The following is a 13,421-nucleotide window of genomic DNA, read 5'->3' on the forward strand; positions in this document are numbered from 1 at the left end:
TTTTTTTAGCCTATAACGCATGAATAAATTTGGTTTTTCGCTCGATTTACACTACCTTTGCACCCGAAAAAGAGAATAATATGGCAAGAAACAAGAAACCATTACCGCTCCTTGAGGGCGTGGTGATTGAAGCTGTGGCTGCCGAAGGCAAGTGTTTGTTCCACTGGAACGATCTGGTGGTATTTGTGCCTTTCTGTGTGCCTGGCGACGTGTGCGATGTACAGATTCGCCGCAAAAAACACTCCTTTGCCGAGGGCGAGGTTGTTAGATTTATAGAATTAAGTAAGGTACGCGCGACCCCCTTCTGCGCCCACTTCGGTGTGTGCGGCGGTTGTAAATGGCAGAACCTGCCTTACGAAGAGCAGCTTAAGTTTAAGCAGCAGCAGGTGTACGACCAGCTGCACCGCATAGGCAAGATAGAGTTGCCCGAGTTTATGCCTATCTTAGGTAGCGTTCACACTCAGGAGTATCGCAACAAACTCGATTTCGGATGCGCCAACAAGCGCTATCTCACCAAGGAACAGATTCAGACACTGCCTAATGACGAGTCTCAGAGTCTGAAGGATGTGCCTGCTATCGGATTCCATATCACAGGTGCTTTCGATAAGATTCTGCCTATCGAGAAATGCTGGCTGATGGACAACCTGCAGAACGAGATCCGTAACGAGGCACGCGACTATGCGATGGCCAACGGCTTATCATTCTTCGACCTGCGTGCACAGGTAGGACTGCTGCGCGATATCATCATCCGCAACTCGGCCAGTGGCGAGTGGATGGTTATCTTCCAGTTCCACTACGACCGCACATCGGCCGAAACTCTCGCCCAGAGCGAGGAACAGGCCAAGGCTCTGCTGCAGCATATCGCCGACAAGTTCCCACAGATTACCTCGCTGATGTATCTCGACAATCAGAAGTGCAACGATACCATCGGCGACCAGGAGATATTGGTATTCAAGGGTATCGACCACATCTACGAGTTGATGGAGGATCTGAAGTTCAAGGTTGGTCCCAAGAGTTTCTACCAGACCAATACCGAACAGGCCTACCACCTGTACTCGGTAGCCCGCAATTTTGCCGGTCTTACCGGTAACGAACTGGTTTATGATCTCTATACCGGCACAGGCACCATTGCCAACTTTGTAGCCAAGAAGGCACGCAAGGTAATCGGTATCGAGTATGTGCCCGAAGCTATCGAGGATGCTAAGATCAACTCTGAAGTAAACAAGATTGGCAACACCCTGTTCTATGCAGGCGACATGAAGGATATTCTGACCGAAGAATTCATTGCCGAACACGGACGTCCGGATGTGATTATTACCGACCCGCCACGTGCCGGTATGCATCCCGATGTGGTTAAAACCATTCTCGGAGCGGCCCCCAAGCGCATTGTCTACGTAAGTTGCAACCCTGCCACTCAGGCTCGTGATCTGCACGATCTCGACGTAGATTATCGCGTGGCAGCTGTTCAACCCGTTGATATGTTCCCCCACACACCACACGTTGAGAACGTGGTGCTGCTGGAGCGTAGATAATAAAATTTGGGGCAAATACTTGGAAGTTTCAATATTTTTTCATATATTTGCCCCAAGTTTAACTAAAAACATTTTTAACGAGCAACTACATTACTAATTTTTAAACTCATATTACAATGAAAAAGGTATTTTGGATGATGGCGCTTATGGCATCGATGGCAATCAATGCCAACGCAGAGACTCTGCCCGAAGTAGAGGAGATAGAGTCATCACAGGAGAAGGCTACCGTCGAGGTTCCTGCCTGGGTAAAGAACATCAAATTCAGTGGCTACGGCATGCTGCAATATCAAGGACAAGATCGAGAGGATAATCATTCTAACACTTTCAATCTGCGTCTGGCTCGTTTCATTCTGGATGGTAAGATTGGCGACTTCGACTGGCGCGCCCAAATTCAGGGAACCAACCTGAAGGGTCCAGCCGAGCCTACAGTACAGTTGGTTGACCTTTATGCTGAATGGCGTAAATACCCAGAGTTCAAGGTTCGTGCAGGTCAGTTCAAGCGTGCCTTCACTTACGAGAACCCCACCAACCCCATCACTCAGGGCTGGCGCGCCTATGCTGATGTAATCAACAATCTGTCAGGTTTCGGCGATCGTACTGGTGAGAAATCTTCAGGTGGTCGTGATATCGGTATTCAGGTTTCAGGTGACTTGTTCCCCAATGCCAATGGTCGCCGTGTGTTCCACTATCAGGTAGGTGTTTATAACGGCGAGGGTATAAACCAGAAAGATAAGGACAATAAGAAGGATATTATTGGCGGTGTATGGGTTATGCCTATTAAGGGACTTCGCATTGGTGCTTTTGGTTGGACTGGTACTCGTGGCGAGTTGGCAACAACCTATATAGATGCTAAAGGAGTAAAGCAGAACGTAACTATTATGAGCGCTCGTAAAAACCGTTATGCCCTTTCTGCTGAATACAGCACTGGTGAATACATGTTCCGCTCTGAGTATCTGCACTCACAGGGTTACGGTTCAAACCTCGACGATGGCGACAAGGCTGATGGTTGGTACGTATTCGGTATCGTACCTCTTATCAAAGGTAAATTGCACGGCAAGGCTCGTTATCAGACCTATCGCGTAGCCAAGGAGTGGAGCTCAGCCAAGACATCATATGAGTGCGGTTTGAACTATTATTTCACAAAGAACCTCGAACTCCACGCCGAATATGCTCGCATCAACGATAAGAGCTTAGCTACACCAAAGCACAGTTACAACATGGTTACCTGCGAGCTCGACTTCAGATTCTGAAACGCATAAAGCGCACTCGCCGCGATAGCCACCAATTCTACTACCCAGTAGACGATGCCATCCAGAAAGATGGTGCAGGCATAGGCGAGGAATCCGAACAAAAGCAATACGATTGCATATCGATATACGGCTGCCGACATACGGTAGCCGTATTTTTTATAGGCATAACCATTAATCATCAGGCACTCGAACACATGCGCCAGCGTGATGGCGATACCAGTACCCAGCAAGCCCCAATATTGATAGCCAAGCACTATCAACAGCACAAACACCACAAAATAAGCAGTCTCCAGCATCAGGTAGGTCATCGAATAGCCACGAGCCAATGTGATGTAAGCCACAGGCATCGTCAGCACCTTGAAAAACATGGCCAAGGCAGCCACCTGCGCCATAGGCACCACGGGCACAAACTCGCTGGTGAAAAGATACGGAATAAGTATCGGCAACAAAGCAATGAGGGCTGTAAGCATAGGGGCTACGATTAGCAGCGACACCTCCATCTGTCGATTCACCGTCAGGTTGGTTGCTGCCACATCATGGTTAACAGCCGAGAGGCGCGGATAATAATCGGTATCCATAGCCGAGAACACCATACCGGCATAGGTAATGGTAAGCATATAGCCGGCATTATACAAGCCCAGCACCTCCAGATTGCCCACCACATTCAGATACGAGCGCACAAACATCTCGGCCCCGCTCCCCACAATGCCAGCCAACGTAAACGCCACACCCAGACGAACCATCTCCATACCCTCGCCCAGAATGCCTCGCGTACCTCGAAGCTGCAATGGGAAGATGCGCCACGAAAACCATAACGTGGCACTCATGGTAGCAAATGCCATCAGCACTATCACCGGTACGATACCAGCCTGGCCAAACATATAATAGATGGGGATGGCGATGGCTAACGACGCCAAGGCGGCCACAATCTGTACCAGAGCCAAGGCCCCCAGCTTACGCACACCTTTCAGGATAGCCGTTTCGCCACCCGTAACAGCCAGCATACCAATGGCAGGTGCTAACAGTACAAAGTGCAAGGTGTGATTGCCCCACGAGAAGGTGGCATTACTGAAAAACGGACCTAAAACCACGCATACCAGCATGCCCAGCAAAGCGGTAAGCAAGCACCAGCCACGCACCACTTTCACATAGTGGGCAGTACGCTCGGTATCGCCGGCATCGTAGTATTCCGATATATGGCGCACCGCACTCATGGCAATACCAAAGTTGGTGGCCTGCGATATCAGCTGCACCGTGGTATTAAAGAGCGACACCAAGCCCATGCCACCAGGCCCAAGCAGCATGGCCACGAACTTATTGCGCACAAGACCTATCAACACATTCAGGCCTTGCACCCCGCCAAATACACCCGTGTATTTCAGCACGTGACTATAACTCTCGTCGCGCTCTTCGTTCATAATTCCTTAAAAACAAACGCAAAAGTAAGCAAATTATTACGATTATCCAAATAAATTTGTAACTTTGTGCCCATGAAACTGAGTATCATCATCCCTGTTTATCGCACAGAAGCCACGCTCCACAAATGTGTTGAGAGCGTGCTTAACCAGAATCTCGACGATTTTGAGGTGATACTCGTTGACGACGGATCGCCCGACAACAGCCCGCAGATATGCGACGACTGGGCAGCGAAAGATGCACATATCCGGGTTATCCACAAGCCGAACGGAGGCTTGAGCAATGCACGTAATGCAGGGTTGGATAAGGCCCAGGGTGATTATATCACCTTTGTAGATTCTGATGATTACATCGCAGCCAACACCTATGCCCCTTTACTTCAGTATATGGAGGATGCCGACCTGTTGGAATACTCTATTGCCAACCGCCTGTCGCTCCCCGACTGCATTTATACAGATGCTCAGAAATACTGGCTCCAAGGTCAAGCCTATCGTCACACCTACGCTTGTAACAAAATCTATAAGAAATCGCTTTTCTGCAATATAAGATATCCTGAAGATAAGGTATTCGAGGATGTTTACACGCTCCCCCATCTGCTCGAGGCTGCAAAGACAATCAGAACCTGCAGCCAAGGATACTATCACTATTGTTATAATCCGCAGAGCATTACAGCAAATGCCAATGGCAAACAATTGGAGATGCTATTGGATGCACACTTGAATAGCGGAATGCCAATAGACGACAGCTACTACCTATACCTGCTGAATATCCAGATCGACGTATGGGAACGACTTGGAGGCGACATCAAACTACCTTTCAGGAACGTCCATCACCAAGCATTCAGAGGTACCCAAAAGCTAAAAGCGATAACTAACAATATATTGGGAATAAAAATAATATGCATCATCAGCAAATTCATACATCAGTTCAGGCAGCCCAGCCGTTGGTAACCTTCATTGTTACCTATTACAATCTGCCAGTTCAGATGTTGTGCGAGTGTGTCGACAGCATCTTGGCATTATCGTTGTCTGAAAGCGAACGTGAGATCATCATCATCGACGACGGCTCAGAAGTCAGTCCTATGAATGCACTGATGAAGTATGGCGACGATATCGTCTATATCCGCCAGCATCATCAAGGTGTAAGTGTGGCCCGTAACACAGCCCTGCATATGGCTAAAGGAGCGTTTATCCAGATTGTTGATGGCGACGATGTTCTGATAAAAGAGCCCTATGAGCAATGTTTAGATATTGCCAGGAGCCATCCCGACGCAGAAATCATCGTGTTCGACTTCAGCACCACGCCCACTATGGCCACTGTTTCCAAAGATGATGTCAAGCTGCTTTCGGGAGTCGCCTATCTTAGCAACCACAACATTCAAGGTTCCATCTGGTGTAAGCTTTTCCGACAATCGGTACGAAGTCAGTTAGAGTTTACGCCTGGCATCTGTTATGGCGAAGACGAGGAATTCACTCCCCAGTTGATATTAAGGGCCGAGGTGGTTTATCTCACACCTTACAAGGCTTACTACTACCGCCAGCATAAGGATTCTGCCATCCAGCAACACGACGAGAGCAGCAAGGAAAAGCGTCTGAACGATAATCTTCAAGTAATACGTCATCTGCAGTTGCTGGCCGACCGCATGCCTTACAACGATCGTCTTGCCATGAATCGCCGTGTGGCCCAACTCACGATGGATTATATCTATAACGTCATCATGTTATACCATTCACCAAAGGTACTCAACACTACTGTCAATACCCTGCGCCAATACGGGCTCTTCCCCTTACCCGATCACGACTACACCACCAAATACACTTGGTTCCGCAGGATCACCAGCACCAGTATTGGGCGCACTTTGCTATTGCACACCCTGCCTTTAATCAATAAAGAACGATGAAGATACTACTGGTTGGCGAATATAGCAATGTTCACGCCACGCTGGCCGAAGCACTGCGGCAGTTGGGGCATCAGGTCACCGTTATATCCAATGGCGACTTCTTCAAGGATTACCCGCGCGATATCGATGTGGCACGCAAACCCGGCAAACTCGGAGGCATTCAGTTGATGCTAAAACTCTACGCCCTGCTCCCCCAATTGCAAGGCTACGATGTGGTGCAGCTCATCAACCCGATGTTCTTCGAACTGAAGGCCGAACGCCTCTTCTGGTTCTACCGCTATCTGCGCAAGCACAACAAGCGCCTGTTCCTTGGTGCCTTTGGTATGGATTATTATTGGGTTCACACATGTACATACGAAAAGCCGCTACGCTATAGCGACTTCAATATCGGCGACAAGGTGCGTACCGATGCCGAGGCCACTTACTATCAGCACGATTGGCTTGGCACATCCAAAGAGCGGCTCAACAAGATGATAGCCCAAGATTGCGACGGCATCATTGCTGGTCTCTACGAATATTGGGCCTGCTACCAGCCCCAGTTTGCCGATAAAACATGCTTCATCCCCTTCCCTATCCGCATGCCTGCGGAGAGTTGCACGGTCAGATGTGATACATCAAAAACCATCATCTTTATCGGCATTAATCGCCAGCGCTCTGCCTATAAGGGCACCGACATCATGCTCCAGGCAGCCATCGATGTCACAACGAAACATCCCGATAAGATGAAGTTGGTAAAGGTAGAATCGGTTCCATTTGCACAATACCAGAAACTGATGGAAGGCAGCGATGCCATACTCGACCAGCTCTATGCTTACACCCCATCCATGAACCCCTTATTGGCCATGTCGAAGGGCATTATCTGCATTGGTGGTGGTGAGCCCGAGAACTACGGGATTATCAACGAAAACGAACTACGTCCTATCATCAACGTAGCCCCTACTTACGATAGTGTTTTTCACGAGCTTGAAAAATTGGTACTTAACCCCGATCGCATTCCCGAACTGAAACGCCAAAGCGTGGAATACGTGCGTAAGCACCACGATTACCTGAAAGTAGCCCGCCAATACCTTGATTTCTGGACAAAATAAAAAAGCTCCACATTTCTGTGGAGCTCATTTTTTGTCTTCTGCTATTATCAAGCTTATGCCTCAGCAGGAGCCTCCTCAGTAGCGGGAGCCTCAGCAGCGGCAGCAGCAGCCTCGGCCTCAGCCTTAGCAGCAGCCTCAGCAGCCTTCTTGTCAGCTACCTTCTTAGCAATTGCCTCGTTAACAGCCTTCTCAGCCTTCAAAGCGTTAGCAGCAGCGTCCTTCTTAGCCTTAGCCTCAGCCTCAGCGATCTTGTTCAGACCGTTCTGCTTGTCAGCCTTCCAGGCATCGAACTTCTTCTGGCATGTAGCCTCGTCGAAAGCGCCCTTCTTTACGCCACCCTTCAGGTGCTTCATCAGGTAAACGCCCTCACGGCTCAGGATGTTACGTACAGTGTCAGTGGGCTGAGCACCAGTCTCTACCCAGTACAGTGCACGCTCGAAATTCAGGTCTACTGTGGCAGGATTGGTGTTAGGGTTGTAAGTACCAATCTTTTCAGTGAAACGACCATCACGTGGTGCACGAGCGTCGGCGATTACGATGCTGTAGAAAGCATAACCTTTGCGACCACCGCGCTGCAATCTGATTTTTGTTGCCATTTTTTAAATCTTTAATTTTTTGTTAATAATTTGAATTTCATGCTCTTAACTCGTAAAAGCGGGTGCAAAATTACAACTTTTCCGTCAATCCACAAAATATTTTCATCTTTTTTTGTATTTTTGCACTCAGAAATGAGTCAACAAGCATTATCAATATTAATTCCAACCTATAATACGGTGTGCGTTAAGCTAGTCGAAGTCCTGTCGCAACAGGCTCAGGCGCTTAACGTTAGCTACGAGATTATCGTATCCGACGATGCCTCGCCTAATAGCGAAACCGTGGCTGCCAACCAGGCTATCAACCTTCTGCCCCAGGCCCGTTTCATAGCCCGAACCACCAATATCGGCAGTGCTGCCAATCGCAACTACTTAGCTTCCATCAGCCAGTATCCCTGGTTGCTGTTCATCGATTGCGATGTAAGCATCCTTAATCCACAGTTCCTATATACCTATTATATATATATGGCGCAACAGGCTGATGTGATTAATGGAGGAATTGCTGTTGCCACCCTACCCGAGATGGCCCTCAACCTGCGCTACCAGTACGAAAAGCAGGCCGAGCCAGCACATAGTGCCGCCATGCGCCAGCAAAACAAGTATCAGGAGTTCCGCTCAACCAATTTTATGATCCGTAGCAAAGCTTTTGCCAAATGTCCGTTCGACGAGCGCTTCACCAAGAGCGGCTACGAGGATGTGCTGTTTGGCAAGCAGCTCAAACAGCAACACATGGCCGTACTGCATATCGATAACCCGGTAGTGATGACCGAGTTTGAACCGAACCCGGACTATATAGCCAAAACCGAACGCAACCTGCGCACGCTCTTTCAGTTCCGTAATGATCTACGTGGCTATTCGCGCTTGCTCACATTGGTTCAGGGCATTCATATCCCCGCCATCCTGTGGCTCATCCGCCTGTGGCACCGACTGTTTGGAGCAGCAGAAAGGCGGAACCTTTGTGGATCCCGCCCTCTACTCTCTCTTTACCAATTATACCGTTTAGGGTATTATCTTTCTTTACTCAAGCACCGAGAAGGTTAATTTCTCGTAACCTTCAAAGTCGTCGAACTGAATCTGGAAGTCGGCATACTGGTAGTAGTTACCGCCAGTGTTATGCGTATCCTTCAGTGAGTTACTCTTTGCCAGTGTATTCAGAATCTGATTGTAAACCACCTTATCGTTGTTGTCATCAGCAATCTGAATAGCCATTGATGTAACGATGCCACCTACTACTTTATAGGTATAATCACCTGCAGCATAGAGCTGGAACTCATCTGTTTCCAGAATAGTCTCCAATTCACCAACCTTCTCTACGAGCTCATCGTATGTCAAGTTAACATGTGTAATAGGCACGCGATTCTCGTCGAGCTTAATATAAGTGGTGTCACACTCGCTGGTGACCTGAGCATCCTCTGCATAGCTAACGATCGGACCCATCATCAGGGCGATCAGTAAAACTGTAACTTTTTCTCTCATCTTCATATCAATCCATCTTTGTTTCACGGTGCAAAGGTAATAATTTAAAAGGTACCCTCCAAGCGTTTTTGGCTAAAAATTCATAAAATAACCGCCTGCGGGCTACTTTTTGACCGAAATCAAGCCGCAGGCGGTTACACTTTGCTATTTAAACGCTTAAAATGCGCTCATTTTATTTTTTCACTGGTCGGATAGCGAATGTAAAGTCATAATCCTTATACTCCATCATGTACTCTTTTCTAGGCCATGCACCCCATGAGTTCACGCATCCCAGTCCCATCTGGCGCTGCTGGATATGCACCTGAGTCAGTGGGCGCTCAACCAGGTCACCAGAGTGGCGTCCTATCTTCTTGTCCTTCACAGCACCGTCGTCCAGATCCTCTGTCAGGAACTTCAGCGCGCTGGCCTCCATAGGTGCATTGCTGTAGAACTCCAGACCGTTGCCCTCAGCATTCACCACGCGGAACCAACGTACATCGGTGTGGTTACCAGCCTCCTGGGGACGGATATATGGGAAGTACTCATTCGAAACCTTATTTTCGTACACGCCGATAAACTCGCTCGAATTGCGGTCGATATAGTTCTCAACAGGTCCGCGACCATAGTAGCAGATAGCATCAAACTCCTGAGGCATCTGCAGCTGCACACCATAGCGGAACATAGGAGCCACCTTGGCCTCCTTATCAGCAGCCAGCTGCTCACGTACAATCACCTCACCTTCAGCAGTCAGTGTATAGGTCATGGTGAGTGTTGCCTTCACGGCAGGCATCTCAAATACCGATACCACGGTGTTACCATCAACCTTGCACTCCTTCAGTTTCATCTCAGGGTTCTTCCATACGCCGAAACGGTTCTGCAATCCAGCACCGTAGTCGTTATCAGTTGGTGCACGCCAGAACTCGGGCACGATGCTCTCGCGATCCTCAAGCATAGCCTTACCATCTACATCCAGATAGTCAATCCATCCACTCCACTTACCAATGGTCAGTGTAGTACCGGCAGCCTCCATCTTCACGTAGCTCTCAGTTTCCTCAGTTGTAACGCTGACTTTCTCGGCTTTCAGTTCTGGGAACTGATAGTTGCTCAACGCAAACTGCTGACGCGCCATCACCTGTCCCTTCTCCACCAGTGGCTGAGCCTCCTTGGCCTTGAACTGGAAGATCACAAAAATCTCCTGATCGCCGTGGTGACCTAACACACGCTCGATAGTCTTTTTCATAGCCTCGTTGGTAATCACCTTACGCTACTGTGGCGCAATACCGCTCACGTCAATCTTACCACCGTGTCCGAAGGTCATACCCTCTGGACGGTTGCCATCGTGATGATGGGCGCCTGCACCACCAACAAACCACTCCAGTTCCATATCGTCGAGAGTCTTGAAGAAGTTCTCGTTGTAAACCTCAAAGCGTCCTTCCTTCAGGCCCTTATCCGTAATCCATGCATTCTGGTAGTAGTAGCGAACCTCGTAGGCATGTGGGTTCAGTCGGCGGTCGGGGGCGATAATACCGTTACAGTTAAAGTTGTAGTCGCTGGCAGGATAGCGGCCATAGTCGCCACCGTAAGTAAATATTTCCTTACCTGTAACCTTGCTCTTATCGCGCATACCCTGATCCACAAAGTCCCAGATGTAACCACCCTGGTAGTGAGGCTCCTTACGAATCAGGTCCCAGTACTCTTTAAAGCCACCCATCGAGTTACCCATAGCGTGGGCATATTCGCACTGAATCAGTGGCTTCTCAACCTTTCCGCCTGTCACTTCGCCCTTCGAGTATTTCTCGCTCCAGTTGTAATCGGCATACATAGGGCAGTAGATATCTGTAGCACCCTCAATGCCTGCACGCTCATACTGGCAGGGACGGGTCTTATCGTAAGCCTTTACCCAAGCATAAGCCTTCTCAAAGTTGGCCCCATAGCCAGCCTCGTTACCCAAGCTCCACACAATAATGCTGGGGTGGTTCTTATAGGTAATCATGTTACCCTCCTGACGCTCAATGTGAGCCTTCTCAAAATCAGGACGGATAGCCAGTGTCTTCTCATTGTAACCCATACCATGACTCTCCAGGTTGCTCTCGGCAGTCAGGTAGATACCATACTCATCGCACAGGTCATACCAACGTGGATCGTCGGGATAGTGGCAGGTACGTACGGCATTAATGTTCAGCTGCTTCATAATCTTGATATCCTGAATCATGCGGTCCACACTTACGATGTAACCACCATCAGGATCCAGCTCGTGGCGGTCGGCACCCTTAATCAGGATAGCCTTGCCGTTCACCAGCAGCTGGCCGCCCTTAATCTCAATATGGCGGAAACCAATCTTCTTCTTGATCACCTCCAGTGTCTTGTTGCCCTGCTTCAGATATATATATAAGGTGTACAGGTTAGGCGTCTCAGCCGTCCAAGCCTTGGCATTTGCCACTGTAGCCTGCAAGCCCTCGGCCACCTGGTTGCCAGCAGCATCAAACAGCTTGGCCTCAACGGTAGCCTTACCAGCCAGTTTCACATCCACATTCAGCACGCCGTTACCCTGCACGTAGTCCTGTCCGATGGTAATATCCTTGATGTGTACCTTTGGTGTAGCATACAGATACACCTCGCGGGCGATACCTGTAAAGCGCCAGAAGTCCTGATCCTCCAGATAGCTACCGTCGCACCAGCGCATAATCTGCATCGCAATCAGGTTCTTTCCAGGCTTCAGATACTTGGTGATGTTAAACTCGGCAGCCACCTTCGAATCCTCCGAGTAGCCCACGTACTTACCGTTCACCCAAACAGCCAGGTTGCTGGTAGCTGAGCCTACATGGAAGTAAACCTCCTGCCCCTTCCAGTTCTGTGGCAGGTCAAAGGTGCGGCGATACGAACCAGTATAGTTGTTGGTCTCGCCAATATATGGAGGATCGTTCTTAAAGGTTGTGCACCAGGCATAACCCATGTTCTTATAGGTCTTGTCGCCATAGCCCTCAATCTCAAACAAACCGGGAACAGGAAAATCCACCCATTTAGAGTCGTCGTACTTCAGGGCATAGAATCCCTTAGGCGCATCCTGATGGTTCTTTACGAAATTGAACTTCCACTTACCCTCCATCGAGAGGTAGCGATCGCTCTGTTTTTTGTCGCCCTTAGCCTTGTCCTCATTCTCAAAGGCAAAGAAGTGTGCCCTACGCGGTTCGCGGTTCTGCTGGTTCACACTGGCATCTCTCCACACGGGTGTTTTCTGTGCACTCGCCATCGTGAATGCACCACACACACATAATAAAACTAGTTTTCTTATCATATCGGTCGATTTAGAAATGAATATTCTGATAATCCGTGCAAAGATAACAAGAATTCATCAAAATGCCAAGCAAAACACCGAAATTTTAACATCCTCTTACAGGTTCTGTATCACGCCTCGGCCGATACCCGTTAGTTTTTCAAGTTGTCTAATCGATGCCCCTTTCTTTCTCAAGTCCGCCAGTGTTTGCAGCTGTTCCGCCCTCGGCAGTCCTAAGAAATCCATCATGCTGGCGGTTTTTGTCATGTCATGTAGCATCACCAGCACCTGGTCGTCCTTAGGTCGTCGCATCTCCTCCGTCAGCGGCCCTATACATGCCGCCTGCCTGGGCACTGGCGCTGCCAGCATCCGCTCCATCTCCTCTTGGGACATCTGCTGATAGCTAGCAGGTATCTCGCAAACGCGCGGCAGTTCACTCTCCTGCCCTGCGTACTCATGCCAACTGCTATATGGATAGTGTTCGGCATCCCACACCTTCATGCGCTCCGGCGCCTGACTGATATGTCTCAGCACCGTGTTCCACCGCTCCTCGTTCTCCACTGGTTCGCTCACAAACCTCGCCCTGTATATGGCGCCGTCGCGGTCGTACTTATCATTAAAGTAGTGTGCGTAGGCAGCTGCTATGCGCCCCATCGTTACACTCACCGTGTCCGCCTCCTCTTTCAGCATCAGGTGGAAGTGGTCGGGCAGCAGACAGTACGCATACACCGTAAAGTAGCGCTCCTCGCCATCCTTCGCCGTTTGTAACCTCTCCAGTATTTCAATAAACGTCCGGTAATCTTCATCATCCACATAGATGTCGCGGTGCCTCACGCCCTGCATCAGCACATGATACACCCCCGAACGTGCCCTCACTCTCGGTTTCCTAGCCATAAAAATCTTCAAAAACTAT

The 13,421-nt window shown here is 49.2% G+C and carries 10 protein-coding genes and 1 pseudogene; 6 read left to right on the forward strand and 5 right to left on the reverse strand.

The genetic code is table 11. From position 1 onward, the window contains the following. Positions 1–80: 80 nt before the first annotated feature. Both rlmD and BLU97_RS11995 read left to right on the forward strand, forming a co-directional pair. Positions 81–1,532 (forward strand): 23S rRNA (uracil(1939)-C(5))-methyltransferase RlmD, encoded by a 1,452-nt coding sequence (gene rlmD, locus BLU97_RS11990; RefSeq protein ID WP_074761768.1) that lies wholly within the window; start codon positions 81–83, stop codon positions 1,530–1,532. 116 nt (positions 1,533–1,648) lie between these two features. Further along, positions 1,649–2,782, forward strand: a complete 1,134-nt coding sequence (locus BLU97_RS11995) for a porin (RefSeq protein WP_139209019.1) — start codon at positions 1,649–1,651, stop codon at positions 2,780–2,782. Here BLU97_RS11995 and BLU97_RS12000 read toward each other — a convergent pair. Beyond that, the gene (locus tag BLU97_RS12000) at positions 2,743–4,200 is read right to left on the reverse strand and encodes an oligosaccharide flippase family protein (RefSeq protein WP_074761769.1); all 1,458 of its coding nucleotides are present in this window, start codon (positions 4,198–4,200) and stop codon (positions 2,743–2,745) included. The genes BLU97_RS11995 and BLU97_RS12000 overlap by 40 nt on opposite strands. Positions 4,201–4,272: 72 nt before the next feature. Between BLU97_RS12000 and BLU97_RS12005 the strand changes: the two genes are divergently transcribed. Genes BLU97_RS12005 through BLU97_RS12015 form a run of 3 tightly spaced genes read left to right on the forward strand, consistent with a single transcriptional unit; the run spans position 4,273 to position 7,186 of the window. After that, entirely contained in the window at positions 4,273–5,148 is an 876-nt protein-coding gene (locus BLU97_RS12005; protein WP_074761770.1) for a glycosyltransferase family 2 protein, read from the forward strand. Continuing rightward, positions 5,097–6,098 carry a glycosyltransferase family 2 protein gene (locus BLU97_RS12010; protein ID WP_074761771.1) on the forward strand — a complete coding sequence of 334 codons (1,002 nt, stop codon included), beginning with the start codon at positions 5,097–5,099 and terminating at the stop codon, positions 6,096–6,098. The genes BLU97_RS12005 and BLU97_RS12010 overlap by 52 nt, the downstream gene beginning before the upstream one ends. Further along, positions 6,095–7,186 (forward strand): glycosyltransferase, encoded by a 1,092-nt coding sequence (locus tag BLU97_RS12015; RefSeq protein ID WP_074761772.1) that lies wholly within the window; start codon positions 6,095–6,097, stop codon positions 7,184–7,186. The genes BLU97_RS12010 and BLU97_RS12015 overlap by 4 nt, the downstream gene beginning before the upstream one ends. A gap of 53 nt (positions 7,187–7,239) precedes the next feature. Here the strand turns inward: BLU97_RS12015 and BLU97_RS12020 are convergent, their stop codons facing one another. Next, positions 7,240–7,782 carry a 30S ribosomal protein S16 gene (locus BLU97_RS12020; RefSeq protein WP_074761773.1) on the reverse strand — a complete coding sequence of 181 codons (543 nt, stop codon included), beginning with the start codon at positions 7,780–7,782 and terminating at the stop codon, positions 7,240–7,242. Between the two features lie 132 nt (positions 7,783–7,914). Between BLU97_RS12020 and BLU97_RS12025 the strand changes: the two genes are divergently transcribed. Continuing rightward, the gene (locus BLU97_RS12025; protein WP_074761774.1) at positions 7,915–8,820 is read left to right on the forward strand and encodes a glycosyltransferase; all 906 of its coding nucleotides are present in this window, start codon (positions 7,915–7,917) and stop codon (positions 8,818–8,820) included. Here the strand turns inward: BLU97_RS12025 and BLU97_RS12030 are convergent. The 3 genes and pseudogenes from BLU97_RS12030 to BLU97_RS12040 form a co-directional block, all read right to left on the reverse strand. Next, complete coding sequence (locus tag BLU97_RS12030) at positions 8,797–9,261, reverse strand: hypothetical protein (RefSeq protein WP_074761775.1); 465 nt, start codon at positions 9,259–9,261, stop codon at positions 8,797–8,799. The genes BLU97_RS12025 and BLU97_RS12030 overlap by 24 nt on opposite strands. A gap of 166 nt (positions 9,262–9,427) precedes the next feature. After that, positions 9,428–12,529 (reverse strand): annotated as a pseudogene (locus tag BLU97_RS12035) (glycoside hydrolase family 2 TIM barrel-domain containing protein). A gap of 96 nt (positions 12,530–12,625) precedes the next feature. Further along, positions 12,626–13,384 carry a transposase gene (locus tag BLU97_RS12040; protein WP_254771720.1) on the reverse strand — a complete coding sequence of 253 codons (759 nt, stop codon included), beginning with the start codon at positions 13,382–13,384 and terminating at the stop codon, positions 12,626–12,628. Positions 13,385–13,421 lie beyond the last annotated feature (37 nt).

It is taken from the genome of Xylanibacter ruminicola (genome assembly GCF_900107775.1).
Classification (GTDB): Bacteria; Bacteroidota; Bacteroidia; order Bacteroidales; family Bacteroidaceae; genus Prevotella; species Prevotella ruminicola_C.